This is a genomic window from Paenibacillus nuruki, assembly GCF_001721045.1.
GTDB classification, from domain to species: domain Bacteria; phylum Bacillota; class Bacilli; order Paenibacillales; family Paenibacillaceae; genus Saccharibacillus; species Saccharibacillus nuruki.
The window spans coordinates 51,127-70,500 of the sequence record NZ_MDER01000030.1 but is presented as its reverse complement, the minus strand read 5'-3'; the positions used below and the strand labels follow the sequence as shown (position 1 = coordinate 70,500).

Genomic DNA, 19,374 nt, shown 5'->3' with positions numbered 1-19,374 from the left:
TGCTTTCTTGAGATTAATCATCTACGATTTCATTGAAATATCTATAAATATATTGTAAACCACTACCTGCTTATGATGTAAAAAAGTTTATTATAACAATGCTTACATACTTTGGCGAAAAGTGAAGAAATATGATGAATTTCCTTATTAAATTGCCACTTTTTCATTGACACTGCTAGAGATAAAACGCTATATTATTGAGGTTGATAATCATTATCATGTATTACATATGCTTATATTTCATTTGAGTTTACTCATTTAAGATAATCAACACCAAAATCAGAGACTAAGTACCATTAACAATCATGTTCGGGTACGAAAGGGGATCACTATGAATACTAGACAGAAATTATCTTTTACCGCGGTACTGATCTTAATCATGTCGATTGTTGCTCTCGTTGGTTGTTCCAACAACCAAGCGGCTTCTACAACAACTCCAGCTCCAACAGAAACAACGAATACAGAGGCAGCCGCTACACCAGCAGATACAACAGAGTATCCAATCGTGATCAAGCATGCTCTAGGCGAGGCTGTGATCGAAAGCAAACCTGAACGTGTAGCTACAGTACAATGGGCGAACCAAGATGTAGCACTTGCTCTAGGTGTGGTCCCTGTCGGCTTTTCAGCAGCGAACTTTGGAGTTCAAGATGGTAGTGGACTTTTGCCATGGACAGCCAAAAAGCTAGATGAGCTTGGTGTGAAAAATCCGAACGTTTTCCAAGATACCGATGGTCTAGATTTTGAAGCGATTTCCGATTCTAATCCAGATGTTATTCTTGCAGCATACTCTGGTATTACGCAAGAAGATTACGATACACTCAGTCAGATTGCTCCTGTTGTCGCTTATCCAACAGCTCCTTGGGCAACCACTTGGCGTGAACAAGTATTGCTCAATGCGACAGGAATGGGTATGAAAGCGCAAGGCGAACAATTGATCAAAGATACCGAAAAATTAGTCAACGACAAGCTAAGTGCTTATCCGCAAATCAAAGGTAAAACAGTCGTATGGGTGAATTTCTCCGATACGGATATGTCCAAACTTCATATTTATACGCCTGCTGATTCTCGTGTATCGTTCTTAAAAGAATTAGGCATGGATGCTCCAGCAAGTATAACAAAAGAAATCAAAGATCCAAAAAGCTATTCTTTAAACTTGAGTGCTGAAAATGCAGAAGTATTAAACGATGCCGATATCTTAATCGGATATGGCGATGACAAATTGTATCAAGCCGTCAAAGCAGATCCATTGCTTGGTAAAATTCCTGCAATTCAAAGAGGTTCAGTAGCGTTTATCACAAGCGATACTCCTTTGGTAGCTGCTGGAACACCTAATCCACTTTCGATTTCATACACCATCGATGAATATTTGAAATTAATCGGTGCTGCTGCTGATAAAGTAAATGGATAGTTCAACTCTTTCAAATGAGAAACACTTACACTCACATATGCCTAAAAACTTCGTATGGGTGCTGATCATTTGCTTGATCTTGCTCGGGTTCACTGCTATTGCCTCCCTGGTCTTAGGTTCAAGATCAATAGGATGGCACGAATTAATAGACGGGTTATTTTATCCGAATGTCGATAGTTACGGCGCTAATATTGTACGTAAACGCATTTCTCGCACAGTGTTCAGCTTATGTTGTGGAGCAGCTCTTGGCGTATCCGGTGCATTGATGCAAGCAGTCACCCGTAATCCGATTGCTGATCCCAGTATATTAGGAGTGAATACAGGAGCGTCCTTGTTTGTGGTTTTTGGGATCGCTTTTCTTAATATTAGTCATGCCAATCAGTATATCTGGTTAGCTCTGGCTGGAGCAGCGATCACCGCGGTATTTGTATTCGGGATTGGTTCGATGGGTCGTGGCGGAGCTACACCGATCAAGCTGGTCTTAGCCGGTGCAGCAACCAGTGCAGCTCTATCTTCACTCGTAACAGCGATTATGATTCCTCGCTCGTATGTGATGGATCAATTTAGATTCTGGCAAGTAGGTAGCGTCGGCTCTGCAAATTGGAGTGCGATAGCTACCTTTATCCCGTTTTTGGCAGTCGGCTTATTGATTGGCTTTATCACTGCACCTGCACTAAATGCGTTAGCACTTGGTGATGATGTGGCTACAGGTCTTGGTGTACGTACGGGCACCCTACGATTGATCGCCGCTTTGGCAGGAGTTTTATTATGTGGAGCAGCGACTGCACTTGCTGGCCCGATAGGATTTGTTGGTCTACTTGCTACTCATGTGATACGGCTGATTCTGGGAGCCGACTTGCGGTTTGTGATTCCTATGTCTGCGATCACAGGGGCTATTATTTTGACGGTATCTGATGTCGGCGGCAGACTGATCAGTAATCCGGGTGAGCTTGAAGTGGGAATCGTCACTGCCTTTATAGGAGCTCCTATCTTAATCGTAGTAGCGATGCGCTCGAAAGTGCGTTCATTATGAGCCAAGCTGCGATTGAATTTATCCAAGCAGGCAGACGTCAACGCCATCGCCGCTGGTTCATTGTGACCAGTCTGCTTGCTATCATTGCTGTTGGTCTATGTTGCGCGATGCTTGTACTAGGCAATACCATCTATCCACTGGGTGATGTTATTCGTGCTCTATCAGGAGAAAAGATCAAAGGTGTATCTTTTGCAGTCAGTACGATTCGCTTACCACGTATGTTAGCAGGACTGTTTGCAGGATTTGCCTTTGGCGTAGCTGGCTATACTTTTCAGACGATATTACGTAATCCACTTGCGAATCCAAATGTGATCGGGATTACCTCAGGTGCCAGCGCAGCAGCTGTTTTTTGTATTGTGATTCTGCATGCTAGTAATGCAGTCATCTCGATTGCTTCTGTGGTTGCAGGGCTGATTACCGTTATTTTTATTTATATATTATCTAGAGGCAAAGTCTTTTCGATTGGACGTTTAATTCTGATTGGTATCGGTATTCAGGCAATGCTGGATGCAGTGATTTCTTATCTGTTATTGATCAGTGCTCAACAAGATATTCCTTCAGCCCTTCGGTGGTTAACAGGTAGTCTGAACGGTTCGCAGATGCGTGAATTACCGCCACTGATCATTATTGTGCTGATCTGTTCACCGCTAATTATTGGACTTAGCAAGCACTTGAGCATCTTAGAATTGGGAGAGCAATCTGCTTTCTCATTAGGTGTGAACACGGATCGCACACGGATTGCACTGATTGTGAGCTCGGTCTGTATGGTGGCGATCGCGACAGCGACTACAGGGCCGATTGCTTTTGTCTCCTTTCTAGCTGGGCCAATTGCCAAAAGATTAGTAGGCGTAGGTTCGTCTAATATTATGCCCGCAGGATTGGTCGGTGTGAATCTAGTGCTAGCTGCCGATCTGATCGGACAATTTGCGTTTGAGTACAGATTCCCCGTAGGTATCATTACTGGATTACTCGGAGCGCCTTATCTGATCTTCTTGCTGATCCGAATGAATCAAAAGGGGGAACTATAATGAAGCCGACACATCTTTTTCAAGCGGAACAATTAGTAGCAGGATATGAAAATAAAACCGTTATTCACGGCGTAGACCTCACGATACCGAGTCACCAAATCAGTGTGATCATCGGTTCAAATGGTTGCGGTAAATCGACGCTACTCAAAACATTAGCTCGATTGATCAAACCTACTTCCGGTCACGTAACACTGGATAGTAAGCCGATAAGTAAATTCCCTGCCAAAGCCTTAGCCCGCATTATCGGACTGCTTCCCCAGTCTCCTATCGTGCCAGAAGGCATCTCTGTTGCTGATCTAGTCGGTAGAGGACGGTTCCCTCATCAGAAGATGTTCGGAAGCTGGAGCAAAAAAGATTATGAAGCTGTTGCAGAAGCGATGACGATTATGGATATTACGCAATTCGCTAATCATAATATCGACGAGCTGTCTGGCGGACAACGTCAACGGGTCTGGATTGCGATGGCACTCGCGCAACAAACGGATATTTTATTTCTGGATGAACCGACCACTTTTCTAGATATCACCTATCAAGTAGAGATTCTCGATCTGTTGACCGATCTGAATCGCAAGCATGGCACTACGATTGTGATGGTACTTCATGATATCAACTTGTCGGCACGATATGCAGATCATATCTTTGCTCTTCATACGGGCAAGCTGGTTGCAGAAGGTACTCCTGCGGAAGTGGTCACCAGTGAACGAGTGAAAGAGATTTTCGGATTGGATTGTACCGTGATTGAAGATCCCATTTCAGGTTCGCCGTTGGTTGTGCCGAAGGGACGGTATCATGGAGGTGGAGTTACGGTGTAAAGATCACTGTAGCGTAGCATCATAAAAGATAAAAAAAGAGGTTCTCCTAGATACTATGTATCTGGAAGAACCTCTTTTGTTTAGTGTTCATTTACGATACCAACTAAACGGGTTCTATTATACGAATATATGAACTACAATTAGCTATTCTTCAACTCATTTAAATAATCTATAAGCTTTTGCTGTGTTTGTTCCCCATTAATTACTGAGTTATCAATCAACAATTTATTCATATTCAACTGCTCCAAAATCTCTAATTCCAATCTTCTTCGCACTTGCAGACATTCTATCAGTCCCTCTACCCCGCTTAATTGATATGATTTGCCATATTCTTGTTCTGTATAATACCAGATGACAAAGTCTAACCATTCAGAGGATCGTTCTGCACTCACTCGATGTAATGTTCTACTGATATCTTCTTGATATAGATAAATAAGCACAGGTTGAAGTGGCTTAATGATATCAGCAAGCTCAAGAATATACTGCGTAATGACTGCCTGATCGGCATTACTTTTAGCTAATAACATACACATTGGATTTTGAAAAAAACAACATTCCAAAACAACCACTTCATCCTTATCAGCTACACGATCTACAAAGTCTCTCCAACTCTGTAAAAGCAATTCGCAATGTCTGGCTAATGGTAATTCGTAAATATCGTAAGTTGCTATATATGTATATAGATCATCTGAAAATGTATCGTTTAATATCTGTTTTGCTTTTTGATAAAAGAAAAAATGATTGGATCCTTGCGAGTGAACCATTTGCTGAATACACTCTTTATCATGTTCAAACTGTCGTAATAACGAGCGATATTCGTCCTCATTTAGACAAGCTACACTTTCAAAATCGACAGGATGATCCAGATCACCTTCAAGAAATACACTAGCTTGTATATGCTGTTGCTCCAAGTATTTTTGGAGAAAAGACGCTGTAGACGTTTTGCCTGATCCCATAAGACCTTCAACAATAATTAACTTTGTACTCTTCATAGGTACTCCCTTCAGGCTGTATTAAATTTCATCATAACACTTCACCTAAATAAAATGAAAAAGAAGCAATCAGGATAGCGTATCTTTTCCTAATTGCTTCTTTTTATTGTTTATTTTAATACTCTGTTCATCTTATGATCTAATCAGAATAACTCTTACTTATTTTAAAATTAGCAAGCGATCATCATTTTTCTCTGGTGTTCCGCCTGCGGTGTTGTTGGTGATCACATAAATCTTACCGTTGTATACTGCTACATCACGGACACGTCCCACATCTGTTAAGATATCGGTCATTTTTTTGGAAACAGGGTCAAATTCTTTTAGACTCTTCCCTGCCAGTGTGGCAACAAGTATTGTATCATCTGGAGTCGTAGCGATACCGGATGGAGCGATCGCTTTGGAACTAGCGACATAGAGCGGAGAAACCATATTTGGTGCGGTTTCGTTGCCCATAATCTTAGGCCAGCCATAGTTAGAACCGGGCTTAATCAGATTCATTTCATCCAGACCTGTGCGATCTGTGCCACCGCCCGGGATGGGAGCGCCACTTGGGCCATGATCGGATGCATATAATTTGCCGTCAGATGTCCATGCAATCCCTTGCGAGTTGCGTAGTCCATAAGCATAGACATATGAATTTTTGATCGGATTGTCTTTAGGGATTTTGCCTGTAGATGTCATGCGCAGAATTTTGCCACCTAAGCTTTTCAGATCTTGAGAAAGCTCTCTGCGATTCGTTTCACCGGCTGTACTATACAACATACCGTCTGGGCCAAACGCTAAACGTCCACCTTCATGAATACGTCCGCCGGGAATGCCTTCCACTAGCTTGCTTTGTTCTTTCCAGACATTGCCGACTAACTTCACTTTGACAATTCGGTTGAATCCTTCACCATTTTTCTCATACGCATGATAAATATAAGCCATTTTATTTGTAGTAAATTTAGGATCGAGTACGAAGCCTGTCAGTCCTGCTTCACCTACAACACGAAGTGGCTTTTTGGTCTGCACTTTTTGTACCGTTTGCTTACCGTTCTTAATCTGGACAATGCCTCCACCACGTTGTGTGATATAGACGGTATTGCCAGAGAACTGTATAGACCAAGGTACATCTAGCTTGGTCGCTGCGACGGTATAGCCACCTTTCAAAGAGTCTGTAAGCTTCGATGTAGTAGCAGTTGTAGAAGATGTAGCTGCAACAGCCGTCTGTCCTAAAGTTAACGATTGGATCGTTCCTGTAGCTGTAGATAGAGGTAAAGCGAGTAATAAAGCAACTGTAATCATTTTCCCTTTTGATTTCATATTAAGCATTATATTCCTCCTCTTCCTTTTGTTATTTTTTACCCGTTGAGGAGGTATCTAATCGGAAAACATAGAGAAATATGGATTTTACTTATTTTTTATTCGCTCATTCGTATTTATTCATTTACTTCATTTACAGGATCAATCTCTACTAAATCCTCATCATCCTCTATTATTTTCTCCAATCGTAGTCAAATTTATGTATCTTAGTAAACAATAAAAAAGAGAACTCATCTAAGAAGGTTCTCTTTTTTAATATATTTGTATAGTACTAATTATCTTACTTTATTCGCTAATATTAAACCAACCTGGTGAATTTTTAAGAATGGTTACCAATTTTTCTGGAAGCTGAATACGGGAAAGATTTAATTCGGAAGTAATTTCAGACTCACGCCCGATTTCTACTTTTTCCACCCAATCAGGATTCATTATTAATGTATGTCCAAGTGCAATCAGTGGTAATCCTGATTCTACATGTTCAAGAGCTTGGTCTGCTGTTGTCACAGAACCTGCTGCTAATACAGGTACTCTACCGTTTGCTTTTTCCAAAATCAATGCAAGTCTTGTTTTGTCATCTTGTGCATCTACTGGTTTGGAGGATAAATGATCTAACGAAGCATGGATATAATCTAAATCTTGTTCTACCAGAAAATCAATTAATTGATACGTATCTTTCATACGCAATCCATCTGATTTGGATGATTCTTCTGGTGAGAAGCGATATCCTAGCATGAACGGCTTGGTAGCATATTTTGCAATAACAGATTTGATTTCTTCAATAATAGCCATTGGAAAACGTAACCGATTTTCAAGCGTACCGCCCCATTGATCTGTCCGTTGGTTAGTCGACGGTGACCAGAAGTTTTGAATCAAAAACCCGTGCGCTCCATGAATCTCAACACCATCGTATCCCGCTTCAATCGCTCTTTTTGTTGTATCCCCAAAGGCTTGAATCATCGCAAGAATTTCTTCGTGGGATAATTCTCTTGCTGCTGCTGTTGATCCAAGCGCCGTAACCTCAGATGCTAATGCACTTGCACTCACTACATCCAGTTCAGGCAAAGCTTTATTCCCTGCATGAAAAATTTGTAAGATCGCAGGTGCTCCACCACTTTTAGCGGCATCCGCTAATTTACGTAAACTAGGAATAAATGCATCATCGTATCCGGCAAATTCATGTGTAAACCCTTGTCCATTCGGCGTCACATGCGTACATCCTGTAATCACCAGTCCAACACCATTCACACGTTCTTGATAATAGCTAATTTCTTCCTCGGAAACGGTAAGATCTTCATTACTTGCCCATGTAGTCATCGGTGCCATAACCACTCTGTTTTTGATAGTCACTCCACTTTTAAAAGTAAATGAGTCAAATAGCTTGCTATATTTTGTATTCATATGGTTAGCCCTCTTTGTCTTATATTTTCTTTACAATAGTTATTGTAATTGGTTGACGTAAGGGGAAGTAAAGGTTAATTTTATATAGCGTTACAACAAATATGCTAGTTTCTCTATTCACTTTCGTGCTATGATTAGGTTACAGTAACTGTAACTAAAAGGTGGAGACAAATAATATGACGTATTCTATGAATTATGTAGTTGAAAATGTAAATATATCTGCAAAAACACTGCGATTTTATGAAGAGCAGGGCATACTACCAAACATATCTCGCGATGAAAAAGGGAGACGGGTCTATACTGAACAAAATATAGACTGGCTTTCTTTTATTCGTTGCCTTCGAGAAACTGGCATGTCTATTGCTAAAATAAAAGAATATAAAGAGCTTTTTGAAGCAGGCAATATCACTTTTGTAGAAAGACAAGAAATGTTGAAAAATCATAAATTAGAAATACAAAAACATATTGAAGAAGAATTAAAACATCTAGAAGAAATCAATTACAAACTAGCCATGTACGAACTTCAGAAAGATGCCGTCGACAAAAATCCGGATCATGTTTTCAAATGTCATGGTATGGAAGTAAACATTCTTAATGAATAACAAAAAGATCAGCTTGTATATGAAGTGCGATGATCTGCTAAAATGCCCTGTATCCTAAATGTGATTGAGGTTATGGTGCAGGGCTATATGTATGTTACTCAAACAACTGCACATTCGGCTCCCGCTTCAACACATGAACAAGCATCGCATGCAATTGTCCACGATGATGGTAGAAGTGTGCTTGAGTATCCAAAAGCCATTCATAACGGGAATGAGTACCACCCCAGAATGCTATGGTTTGTTGCAAAAGCTCTGATTCCTCCAGCTGTGCTATGCCTTCTTTTAGAAAATCATAATGATGCAATAACGCCTCTGCGATCGCATTCAGATTAGGTGCAGGTTCTGCTTCTTTGTAAAAAAGATCGATCTCTTCCTCAGAGACACCTTTCCCGATCAGAAAGTCAGCTTTGCAAAGTACAGACATATGCGCAAGCAATTCGCCGATCGACATTTTCTCTGCGGTGGGTCTAATGCTCAGATCTTCATTACTCAATGTGTTGATAAGCTTAATCACAGAATCGACAGCCATATCCATCTGCTTAAAAATCCCCTGACAATAGATGTTCATTGGTATATTCCTCTTCTCTTCCAACAGAATGTTTGAACTTTTTTAAAACAGATCTACTCTATTCTACCTCTTATTATTTCATATACCGTCTTATTAATCCTCTAGTTATAAAGAACATATTTATGGATTACAACGACCTCCCTATCCTTATTCTACTATGCTCATCATCATAAAATGTATCGCGAAAAAAAACTTGCATTAGAGTTCACTCGAAGGTATATACTTTGTCTCATGGAAACATTATTAACGATTCGACAAGTAGCTACTGTCACAGGTCTTAGTGTCCACACCCTTCGATATTATGAAAATATCGGACTGTTATCTTCGATTGATCGCAATGAGCTCGGGTATCGTTGCTATTCTTCAGCAGACATAACATGGATTCAATTTCTCACCCGTCTTAAAGCGACAGGAATGTCTATTACCAATATGCTTGAAATTGCTGAACTTCGAAGACAAGGTGATTCTACTCTAACAGCAAGGAGGATTCTTCTCGAAGAACACTACGCAGAAGTACAGCAGAAAATGATGGAATTACAGCACAATATGGATTTACTCGCCGATAAGATCGTGACCTACAAAGGAATGGAACACGATTATCAATCAAAACAATCATCTGCCGAGTGAATATAATCCGCTTTTCTTTACTATGTCCTCAATCTGTCCAGCTAGAATACGTTCCCTTCTAGTTCTTATGGGATGGTTGAGGTTTTACTATAATACCAACTAAATACATTGAATTAATCAACTTAATTTTGAAAGGATGATTCTGTTGTACTCCAATAAACCATTTTTCACTTATGCGATTGCACTTGGCGTATTTGGTATTACAAATACAGAGTTTGGCATCGTTGGAATTTTGCCAAAAATTGCTGAACATTTTCAAATCAGTGTATCTCAAGCAGGGATGTTAGTGAGCATGTTTGCTTTGATTATTGCTATTTTTGGTCCGTTCATGACTCTTTTACTTTCAGGGTTCAATCGAAAAAGGGTTCTGATTAGTGTACTTATTGTATTTACGATCGCAAATGTTTTCTCTGCATTTGCTCCAAGTTACGAAGCCTTGATGATCTTTCGACTGTTACCCGCTTTTCTACACCCTGTCTACTTTTCTGTCGCTTTTGCAGCCGCGGCAAGCTCTGTACCTAAAGAGCAAAGCGCAATAGCCGTAGGCAAAGTATTTACTGGCTTAACGATAGGTATGGTATTAGGTGTTCCGATCACTGCTTTTATAGGAGACCAGTTTTCGCTTGCAATCGCATTTCTGTTTTCAGCGGTAATCAATGCGATCGCGCTCCTTGGCATTGTGATCTTTATTCCAACATTGCCGGTTGAGGCAAAGTTATCTTTTGGCAAACAGTTAACTGTCCTGAAAAAACCACAACTCTGGCTCACGATTGCAACAGCTTGTTTATTTCTAGCGTCTTTATATTCTGTCTATTCTTATTTTGCAGAATATCTTCAAGTAGTAACCGGAATGAGTGGCAAAGTAGTCAGTATCATGTTGATTCTTTTTGGTGCGAGCGGGATCATTGGCAATATACGGGCAGCTACATATTTAAGTAGAAATATGCTCAAAACGACTATTTTATATCCTTTTGTACTCGGCATTATTTATTTGTTCGTCTATTATATGGGCAGTTATACGATTCCTATGATAATCATTATTCTGTTGTGGGGAGCTGTTTTTACAGGTGGTTTGATCGTTAGCCAGACATGTTTAACATCAGAAGCCAGCGAAGCACCTGAATTTGCCAATAGCTTGTTTGTTTCGTTTGCTAATCTGGGAGTTACGATTGGCACCACTTCTGGCGGATGGTTTCTATCTCAGATCGGAGTCCATTCCATCATCTGGAGTGGCATAGTATTTCTATTGCTTGGACTGAGCTGTATTGTGGTCAAGATTAAGTTTTTTGATTCTAACAAAAGGTCTCAAGTGTCTAATGAAGTTCATCAATAATATACAACATAAAAAGACCACTTCTTGTAATAGCAGAAAGTGGTCTTTTGTTTGGTTCCTGTATAACATAAAAAATGGATCAGCGAACTCTACTGTGCATTTCTTTCGCGAATCGCGTCTTCTGTCTGTGGAATCAGAAATTCGACCATCATCGCCGCATCTGCTTGCACTTCTTCGATAAAAGGACGGAAACTCTTATTGTACGTCTGAAAGGCGAGTTCTACATCATCATGGTGTTGCTCAAAAGCATCTGCCAAAGCCGCCGCCCCATCGATAGCCAGTGATCCACCCATACCAGCAGCAGGAGAAGCACAATAGCCTGCATCACCGACCAATGCGACCCGACCTTTCGTCCATGACGGCATTTTCATCTGGCAAAGCTTATCAAAGTAGAAAGGTAGTGAATTTTTCACTTCTTCCAGTAGTTCAGGCACACGCCAGTTCATACCGGTAAACTGCTCTAGTATAATATCCCGTTGCTGTTGTTCATTGCGGTAATCATACGGAATTTCATGATCGGAAGAAAAGCAGAGCACAATATCCGTTTTACCATTATAAGCATTCACCATAACGGTTTTACCCGGCTCATTGTACATCTGCGTTGTATTTTCGCGAATCAATAGCTTATCTACGATAGTGATAGAGAAATAGGTTTTTAGAAAATGAGAGAACTCTTCTTCTTTTCCAAAACACAATTTGCGAACAATCGAATGAATGCCATCACAGCCAAACACCAGATCATACGAGCGTTGTTGTCCACTTTTGAAAGCTACCTTGACACAATCGTTGTTGTCTTCCAATGATACAATGCTATCGCTAAATACAAACGCTACATCGTCTTTGACAGCGTCATACATCATATGTAGCAGTGTATCTCGTTCTATTTCATATTCATCATCAGCAAGAGGTTCACGAATTTCTGATTTTTCGGTTACATCATCCGCATTTTTGAATTCGGTCAGTTCCATATGGATTTGATTCGCCTGAATTTGGTCAAGGAGCCCCATACGCTTGACGATATCTACCGTATGTTCGCGAATATTTACCGGAGTACCACCTTGTTTGAGACCGCTTGCAACTTCGACCACAGTTACTTCATATCCTCGCTTGTTCATCCAATAGGCTGTAGCCAGACCCGCAAAGCTTGCGCCACTAATCAGAATTCGTTTATTCATGTTGTTTCCTCCAGCTCTTCGCTATAATTTGTAAGTACATGAGATAGCATAGTACAATAATATCAACAGAATATAAAAATTATGGCATATCATAGTTGTTGATACAAATAGTCTACAGGCTATACTTCAAAACGATTTGCTGTAATAGCTTAAATCGTATGTATGAATAGCAGAATCATCCTTTAAAAGGCCATAATTATATGCTGCACAATCTCCAAAAGTGGCTATACTAAACTTAGTTTGATCTCTTTTCAATATTCCTTTGGTAGGACCTTCTGCGATAATACATGCTCGGTGTACTATCCAATCGATATCTTGTGCTTCATCCACCAAATATTCGATAACAGATTCATTATCTTTATGCTGACCGAGAAGACCGGCACGTCTTGCCACTGTATTTTTTAAAATCCAAGTTAGCCAAGGAAGCTTTTCTTTATAAGGACGAGTAAATCCTCCAGCTTGATAAAGGAATTGTTTTACACGTTGTCGCCGCATAGCGGGTATTATTCTTTTCACAAATAACGTGTTGATCGCCTCTTTCTGTTGTTGTTGAGCATCTCCAAGCATACAAATCACCACATCGACATCATGAAGTAGTCCATCCATACCCTCATTATCCATAATAGAGCCCTGAATTAATTCCAAATTCATATGTTGTTGCTTCATCTTTGTCATATCTCGTACTAAAGCTTTGACTTTATGTCCATTCGCTAGAGCGATCTTAACAAAATGCTGACCTGTTCGACCTGTTGCGCCAAATACTAAAAATGTCGATGGTGAAGCTTCCATAGATCATCCTCCAATTTGAATTTCGTATACTATGCTAATCATGAATAATACCTGATACATTTTGTACTGATAAAATCAGAATACAGCATGGAGTGTACTCCATAGCAAGGAGAGAAGCGGAATTGGTTAAGGAACAGTATTATTCTATGAAGCAAATGGTGCAGTTAACTGGATTATCCAAAGATACATTACGCTATTATGAGCAGATTCGTGTTCTGCAACCTGTTGTCAGAGATACTAACAATTACAGAAAGTATGCACAAGCTGATCTGGATTGGCTGAAGATGGTGAAGCTTTTACGAGCCACGGGAATAGGAGTTAACGAATTTATAGATGGACAGCTTGCGAGTACTCAAAAGCGACGCGAATATCTTGAACAGCATCAACTTCAAATTGAGCAAGATATCCAAAAACTCCATCTTATTCACGATTTTTTAAGTGAAAAAGTCTCTTTTCTAAAAATGTTGGAAGATCGAGAAAAGAAAGAGTAGCTTCTACTTTGCAGAGACATGTACGGGTATCGGTAGTACAACTAACATTAATATGCTAATCATAAAAGAATCCTAGAAACACCTTCTATATGGCTTTATTCTATGGATGCTACATGGAAAAGATATGGCTCATTTAGAGCAATAAAGAGTTCTACATAACAAAAAGACACTGAGATGTGATGCACCAGTGTCTTTTTGCTATATAGAGGCTGTTTTATCATCTTATTTTATTGCGGCGCTAGAGCTTATTTACTCTAGTCGTATCGCTGTCTGTTAAACCAACTTAATTAATTCTTCTAGTTCATCTGCCAAACGTTTAGCCAGTTCAAAATTCGTATCTTTTAACGCCAATTCTATTTTCATTTCAACTGCTTTTTTATTTTTTTCTGCTTCCAAATAGCCTTTATCAAAATGGCTATCGTAAATCATTTGTTTGAATTCTTCCATACTCATTTTTTTAACCGTTTTATCTTCAATAATCAACACATAATCCATACCATTCACAACCGAATAGAAATCATGCGAAATCATAATAATAGCACCTTTATAATCTGCAATCGCTTTTTCGAGTGCGATCTGTGTATAGGTATCTAAATGGCTTGTTGGTTCATCCAGAAATAAGATGTTAGCATGACTGGCAGAGACTTTAGCCAATTGAAGCAAGTTTTTTTCGCCACCGGATAACGATTCGATCTTCTGATTCAGAATTTCGCCTGCAAAACCGTAGTCTGCAAGATACGCTATAATCTCCTCATACGTTTTAAATCCTGCTTCGATAAATTCATCCAAAATTGTATTGGAATCTTGAAGCATTTCGCCCTGGAATTGAGATAAATATGCCATTTTGGCATCTGTTTTGATATCAATAGACTCTTTGTTATTATGGAAAATGTCTCGAAGCAACGTCGTTTTCCCTGTACCGTTGGGCCCGATTAGAGCGACTTTATCTCTAGGTTTTATTTTGAAGCTTACATTTTCCAACAGCAGTTCGTCAAAAGAAACGCTGTAATCACGGACATTGATCGCAAATCTACTTTCAATCTCATGATCGATATCTAAACGAATATCAGGTTGTTTGATATCCACAAATGGTGCTTTGAGTCGACGTGCTTCCAAGCGTTCGGTAAATCTTACTCTAGCTTTGAGCGCTCTACCACGGGATGCTTCTGAATTATACGTCGCGATTTCTCGAAGATTATCGACAATACTTTCGTTGCGCTCAATCTCTTCGGCTTCAGCAACAGTCAATTCTTGTAACTCTATTTTAGTCTGAAGAAGGGAGAAGTTATAATCAATATAACGCCCGTCAAACTCTTGCAGTTCTGTGTTTTCAAGGTGGATGATTTTGTTAAAACAATGATTCAATAGATAGCGATTATGCGTAATCACAAGGAGCATACCTTTGTGAGAATTAATCAATTTTTTCAATGAATTAAGATTCTCAAAGTCTAAAAATACATCCGGTTCATCCATAATCATCAAGTCTGGACGCTGAAGCATTTCTTTCATCACTTGAATCAGTTTGAATTCTCCACCGCTCAAGTCGGATACGTTTAGGTCTTTGATCTTCATGAGGTTCGCTAGATTCAACTGCTTATTAATCGTACTTTCAAAGTTGTCCCCATCCATCGCATCGAATGCGTCTGAAGCCAATTGATGCTTTTCCATCAGCGCTTCCATATCGGATGTTGTTGCCATTTCAGCATAAATCGCTGTAATCTCATCTTGTATCTTTATAAATTTTTCTGCGATATATTCAAAAACCGTCACTTCTTTGGTTTTGTCAACTTGCGAGAACTGACTGACCAGCCCGATTTTGCAATCTGGATCAATCTCTAACTTGCCTTCAAACAGATACCTTTCCACATCCATGAGGATATCAATCAAGGTACTTTTTCCACTACCACTTGTTCCGATAAAAGCACAATGCTGTCCTTCTTCAAGCGTAAATGAAATGTGATTGTAAAGCTCTTTCTGTGGAAACGAGAAGGATAAATCTTCAACTTTTATCATAGTGTTACCTTTCTGTATAGCTAAAATGGTGATGATTGTATAAGAAGTCTTGCCGACCATGAGTTTGGAGTTTGCCACTCCTCAGAGTAACACGGTTTACGGGTAAGTACAATTGATTTGTAGTTTTTGATCTTAGTCTCTGCGTAAGCCAAACAAAAAAAGCACTTTACTTATGATAAGCCCCACTCTAACTTCATAAGTAATAAAGCGCTAATTCACTAGGAACAAATGCTTTGTTTATTTTTCATCCGTTCAAACTCTTTATCAAGAAAGCAGATGAATGTTCTAATACATACTTTTCTAAATTGTTGATATGTTATAGATACGTTATATACGATTTCTTTAGCTGCCTCATCTTTATTGATTTTTGACATTATATTATTAAGAATTGATCCACCTCTATCTTCCTTAGAAGGAAAAACAAAACTCTAGTAAATTCCTTCATGGGCTACAATATTCCTGATACTATACAGTATTAAAGCAAACTGAGTCATGTTAATAGGGATTACTCCATAACTTTACTCTAGCCCCACTGAGCCTATGGATATTCCTTCTTCAATCAATTTTTTATCTTCAGGTGAACTATAGTTATTAAAAAATTTGATCGGTCTTTCTTGAAGTTGCAACGGCTTTGCTGGAATAAAATTATATACTGATTCTATACATACAATAATAAAAAATATACTTGAGCTTTTACGTCTGGGACTCACTTTATCCATTTCATCAGCTAAAGTAATTAGAAGCATTACATTATTTAGCATTATAAGAGGAATATTATATATAGGATAATCATCATTTTCTACTATGTAGGAAATCAGCTCATTATTATTTTGAAACTGAGAAAAATCTTTAATACTGTATTCTGCTCTTTCTAAAATAAAGCGGTCTAGTTTCATCTTATCAGAAAAAAATGGACCAAACTTTCCTGTGCTTATTTAATAACTCATTATCCATTAATGTCCTTCATTTTGAAAATTTTCAACTCATTACATAGATTCAAATTAAAAGAATATCTGCTTAAACATATTCTAAGTCGATTCTAATTCTATTTTACAAATTATTGCTTTTTTATAGTTGCTTTTTCTGTTCACAATTAGACTAGAGAATGAACCTTCTTTATAGGCACTTTAAAAAAAGATCTTTAGAATATTAGAAATTCAGCCAAAAGAATCGTTCAAACATCAGAATGAATCAGAAGAGCAAGAGTTAAAGGTACAAGAGAATTTTGATATCCTATTTAGTACTGCTTGAGGTGTCCAACCGAATAATTATGGAGCTATATAACACTTTTAAATCGAAGAAGCCACCTCACTAGGTACACAGGTTAGTTATGTTAACCTGTATACCTAGTGAGGTGGCTTCTAGTATTTATATTTGTACTAGAAGGAACTATACCTTTCTTTCATCGAAGCAATTTTATACTATTTATTAAAATCATTCATTTACAAATGAATTTATCGACTTTTGATTTACAAATAGATTTTTCCGAACCCTACGTTTCAGGTATACAGTAGGTTTTGAAATCGATTCTAATATCTTTTGTAAATCTTTAAGTGTTGGAACTTGTTCTGAATTAGAATATTCTTCAATTAAAAATTCAAGTGCTTCAACAGAATTTACTAAATCCTTCACGGCTTCAGGACTATAACCATTACTTATCGATGATAGATAGTCTAAAGGAAACAGAGAATGGGGGTCACTTAACTTTTTTTGTTGAGAACGAGCTAAATCTAAAATTTCTTCGAGCATAGCTTGATTACTATCATTTATCACCCCAGAAATTTGATCTCTAGCAATAATTGTTTCAGGAATTTCAAGCTCAATTTTACTAAGTTCTGATTCAAGGCTAGGCCACCACATTTCAAATACTTTATTAAGCCTAGTATCATCTAAGCTTTTGCTTTCACAGGCACTATTAATGGTGTAAATCAATTTTTTTATATCTTCTTTTTCAAAGATAGTAGACTGAAACTGTACAATTGGTCCCTTTACTTCTGCTCTTTTAATTCCAAATAAAAAAGGAATTACATAAGCCTTATCTAACGATTTAGATAAAGCTCCTGCTTCAAAATTTAACCAAGGCGCATTGATATTTTCATTAGTAACGCAAAGTATGCCAAAAGAAGATTCTGAAAGTTCAATTGCAATATCACTACTCCAACGGGTTCCTTTATCTATATCTTCAGAAGATACATAAGGCTTCACCTCTTGAATGACAGAAGGTATCCATTCTCTAAGTATTAAAGCAATTTTTTTACTAGCTTCCCCTGACCAACTTAAGAATATCTTCACTTTATAACCTCCAAATGGTTTTATTACCATAAAATAACTTTATATAAGATTATAACATCTTATAATCAGAAATAATATTTGAATTATAGAATTCATATTAAATACTTCTTCTTTACCATTACTTATGATAAGGCTCCACCCGATACACCTGCTCCACAAGCACCAATCTCATCAACTGATGTGGAAACGTCATGCGTCCAAAACATAACTTCTGCTGTGCTCTTTTCAAAACCTCATCCCCAAGCCCGTGACTCCCACCGATCACAAACACCACATGACTGCTGCCATGTGTACCTAACCGATCCAGTTCACTTGCTAGTTCTTCCGAACTCCATAGCTTCCCGTCCCCAGTGTCAACGCAATCACATGTGCATCTGGCTTGATCTGAGACAGTATCCGTTCGCCTTCTTTGTCCTTCATAATCCTTACTTCTGCATCGCTGAGTATATCCGTTGCTTTCTCGTCGTTTACTTCAATCGTCTTGAACTTGATATAAGGCATGAGCTGTTTGCTATATTCTGCAATCCCTTGTACTAAGTATTTTTCTTTTAATTTGCCGACCCCAATAATCTGTATATGCATAACTTTCTCATTTAACTATCCTTTGGCTTATCATGAGCCTATTTACTTTTAAGTGTATACTATCTAGTCTTTAGCAAGTATTCCTTTTGTTAATTTCTATAAAATAAAAACCACTCCTAACTATAGAGTGGCTTTTTTGAAAAGAATTTCACTTTTATCGTCAGATCGGTCTCTTTAGAGTCAATTACCCGTTTGTATCTAACATTGCCGGCATATTGATTTCTTTGACACAAGAAGCTTTGGACAGGTTCATCACGCATTTGACTAAAGAAACCAAATCTTGAAGGGGAATCTGGGTTCCACCATATGTAGACAATACTTTTTCAATTCCATCTTCTAACGGAATTTGGGTTGCAATTTCGCCCGGATTTATACAAGTTACACCAATCCCGTATTTCTTTACATGCTCTCTTATCGAATTTCCGATACCACGCAGACCAAACTTGGAAGCTGTAAATGAGACTTGTGTAAAATCATTATGTTCCAGACCTGCTGTAGAACCGATCAAGAAAATCTTTCCGTTATCTGACTTTTTCAGATTCGGTAAAAGCTTCTGTATACAGGTAATAGTAGAAGTAACATTGATATTGATAATGTTCGCAATTTCAGCGGGATCATCTTTCTCAAAATCATAATCGTCTCTGAACCCTTTGCTCTCCCATATGCCTACATTGTATATCAATACATCGATAGTAACACCGTTCAATGTATTCGCAATGATATGGCTTGCATCTGGTTTCGCCAAATCCGCTTCAATCCAATATTTTTCAATATCATCTTCAACATTTAGACTATTAGGGTACGTTCTAGAAACCACCCACACCCGATCACCTTTTTCGGGTAGTCCTTTAACGAATGCTTCACCTAATCCTTTACTGGCTCCAAAAATAATAAAATTTTTCATAACGTATCCTTTCGACATCATTTTT

The 19,374-nt window shown here is 38.5% G+C and carries 18 protein-coding genes and 1 pseudogene; 8 read left to right on the top strand and 11 right to left on the bottom strand.

The window, feature by feature from the left end:
* Positions 1 to 331: 331 nt before the first annotated feature.
* From PTI45_RS04915 to PTI45_RS04900, 4 genes are read left to right on the top strand one after another with little or no spacing between them, the layout of a single operon-like run.
* Positions 332 to 1,408 carry an iron-siderophore ABC transporter substrate-binding protein gene (locus tag PTI45_RS04915; RefSeq protein ID WP_069326431.1) on the top strand — a complete coding sequence of 359 codons (1,077 nt, stop codon included), beginning with the start codon at positions 332 to 334 and terminating at the stop codon, positions 1,406 to 1,408.
* The gene (locus tag PTI45_RS04910; protein WP_083243353.1) at positions 1,401 to 2,441 is read left to right on the top strand and encodes a FecCD family ABC transporter permease; all 1,041 of its coding nucleotides are present in this window, start codon (positions 1,401 to 1,403) and stop codon (positions 2,439 to 2,441) included. Before PTI45_RS04915 ends, PTI45_RS04910 begins: the two co-directional genes overlap by 8 nt.
* The gene (locus tag PTI45_RS04905; RefSeq protein WP_069326429.1) at positions 2,438 to 3,469 is read left to right on the top strand and encodes a FecCD family ABC transporter permease; all 1,032 of its coding nucleotides are present in this window, start codon (positions 2,438 to 2,440) and stop codon (positions 3,467 to 3,469) included. The genes PTI45_RS04910 and PTI45_RS04905 overlap by 4 nt, the downstream gene beginning before the upstream one ends.
* The gene (locus tag PTI45_RS04900) at positions 3,469 to 4,281 is read left to right on the top strand and encodes an ABC transporter ATP-binding protein (protein ID WP_069326428.1); all 813 of its coding nucleotides are present in this window, start codon (positions 3,469 to 3,471) and stop codon (positions 4,279 to 4,281) included. Before PTI45_RS04905 ends, PTI45_RS04900 begins: the two co-directional genes overlap by 1 nt.
* A gap of 140 nt (positions 4,282 to 4,421) precedes the next feature.
* Here PTI45_RS04900 and PTI45_RS04895 read toward each other — a convergent pair whose 3' ends face one another.
* The 3 genes from PTI45_RS04895 to PTI45_RS04885 all read right to left on the bottom strand — a co-directional run bounded on the left by PTI45_RS04895 (position 4,422) and on the right by PTI45_RS04885 (position 7,973).
* Positions 4,422 to 5,273, bottom strand: a complete 852-nt coding sequence (locus tag PTI45_RS04895; protein WP_069326427.1) for a P-loop NTPase family protein — start codon at positions 5,271 to 5,273, stop codon at positions 4,422 to 4,424.
* 159 nt (positions 5,274 to 5,432) lie between these two features.
* Positions 5,433 to 6,584, bottom strand: coding sequence for a PQQ-dependent sugar dehydrogenase (locus PTI45_RS04890; RefSeq protein WP_069326426.1), 1,152 nt, complete (start codon positions 6,582 to 6,584; stop codon positions 5,433 to 5,435).
* A 276-nt stretch (positions 6,585 to 6,860) separates the two neighbouring features.
* Positions 6,861 to 7,973, bottom strand: coding sequence for an NADH-dependent flavin oxidoreductase (locus PTI45_RS04885; RefSeq protein ID WP_069326425.1), 1,113 nt, complete (start codon positions 7,971 to 7,973; stop codon positions 6,861 to 6,863).
* A gap of 176 nt (positions 7,974 to 8,149) precedes the next feature.
* On the opposite strand from PTI45_RS04885, the gene PTI45_RS04880 reads away from it, so the two are divergent.
* A complete protein-coding gene (locus PTI45_RS04880) occupies positions 8,150 to 8,575 on the top strand; it encodes a MerR family transcriptional regulator (protein WP_083243352.1) in 426 nt (141 codons plus the stop codon).
* A 94-nt stretch (positions 8,576 to 8,669) separates the two neighbouring features.
* On the opposite strand, the gene PTI45_RS04875 is transcribed toward PTI45_RS04880, so the two are convergent.
* Positions 8,670 to 9,143 carry a DinB family protein gene (locus PTI45_RS04875; RefSeq protein ID WP_069326424.1) on the bottom strand — a complete coding sequence of 158 codons (474 nt, stop codon included), beginning with the start codon at positions 9,141 to 9,143 and terminating at the stop codon, positions 8,670 to 8,672.
* Between the two features lie 231 nt (positions 9,144 to 9,374).
* On the opposite strand from PTI45_RS04875, the gene PTI45_RS04870 reads away from it, so the two are divergent.
* Together PTI45_RS04870 and PTI45_RS04865 are read left to right on the top strand one after the other, a co-directional pair.
* Entirely contained in the window at positions 9,375 to 9,770 is a 396-nt protein-coding gene (locus PTI45_RS04870) for a MerR family transcriptional regulator (protein WP_069326423.1), read from the top strand.
* A 145-nt stretch (positions 9,771 to 9,915) separates the two neighbouring features.
* Positions 9,916 to 11,103: an MFS transporter gene (locus PTI45_RS04865; RefSeq protein WP_245703422.1), complete on the top strand. Its 1,188-nt coding sequence runs from the start codon at positions 9,916 to 9,918 to the stop codon at positions 11,101 to 11,103.
* A gap of 89 nt (positions 11,104 to 11,192) precedes the next feature.
* On the opposite strand, the gene PTI45_RS04860 is transcribed toward PTI45_RS04865, so the two are convergent.
* On the bottom strand, positions 11,193 to 12,278 hold the full coding sequence (locus PTI45_RS04860) for an FAD-dependent monooxygenase (protein WP_069326421.1): 1,086 nt from the start codon (positions 12,276 to 12,278) through the stop codon (positions 11,193 to 11,195).
* Between the two features lie 126 nt (positions 12,279 to 12,404).
* Positions 12,405 to 13,067: an NAD(P)-dependent oxidoreductase gene (locus PTI45_RS04855; RefSeq protein WP_069326420.1), complete on the bottom strand. Its 663-nt coding sequence runs from the start codon at positions 13,065 to 13,067 to the stop codon at positions 12,405 to 12,407.
* A gap of 122 nt (positions 13,068 to 13,189) precedes the next feature.
* Between PTI45_RS04855 and PTI45_RS04850 the strand changes: the two genes are divergently transcribed.
* Positions 13,190 to 13,558, top strand: a complete 369-nt coding sequence (locus PTI45_RS04850) for a MerR family transcriptional regulator (protein WP_069326419.1) — start codon at positions 13,190 to 13,192, stop codon at positions 13,556 to 13,558.
* A 273-nt stretch (positions 13,559 to 13,831) separates the two neighbouring features.
* On the opposite strand, the gene PTI45_RS04845 is transcribed toward PTI45_RS04850, so the two are convergent.
* From PTI45_RS04845 to PTI45_RS04825, 5 genes and pseudogenes are all read right to left on the bottom strand, one after another.
* Positions 13,832 to 15,571, bottom strand: coding sequence for an ABC-F family ATP-binding cassette domain-containing protein (locus PTI45_RS04845; protein ID WP_069326597.1), 1,740 nt, complete (start codon positions 15,569 to 15,571; stop codon positions 13,832 to 13,834).
* 518 nt (positions 15,572 to 16,089) lie between these two features.
* Positions 16,090 to 16,467, bottom strand: coding sequence for a hypothetical protein (locus PTI45_RS04840; protein WP_069326418.1), 378 nt, complete (start codon positions 16,465 to 16,467; stop codon positions 16,090 to 16,092).
* A 538-nt stretch (positions 16,468 to 17,005) separates the two neighbouring features.
* On the bottom strand, positions 17,006 to 17,893 hold the full coding sequence (locus PTI45_RS04835; protein WP_139129213.1) for a toll/interleukin-1 receptor domain-containing protein: 888 nt from the start codon (positions 17,891 to 17,893) through the stop codon (positions 17,006 to 17,008).
* Positions 17,894 to 17,981: 88 nt separating this feature from the next.
* Positions 17,982 to 18,445, bottom strand: a pseudogene (gene rlmH, locus PTI45_RS04830) (23S rRNA (pseudouridine(1915)-N(3))-methyltransferase RlmH).
* A 184-nt stretch (positions 18,446 to 18,629) separates the two neighbouring features.
* Positions 18,630 to 19,349: an SDR family NAD(P)-dependent oxidoreductase gene (locus PTI45_RS04825; protein WP_069326596.1), complete on the bottom strand. Its 720-nt coding sequence runs from the start codon at positions 19,347 to 19,349 to the stop codon at positions 18,630 to 18,632.
* Positions 19,350 to 19,374: the final 25 nt, after the last annotated feature.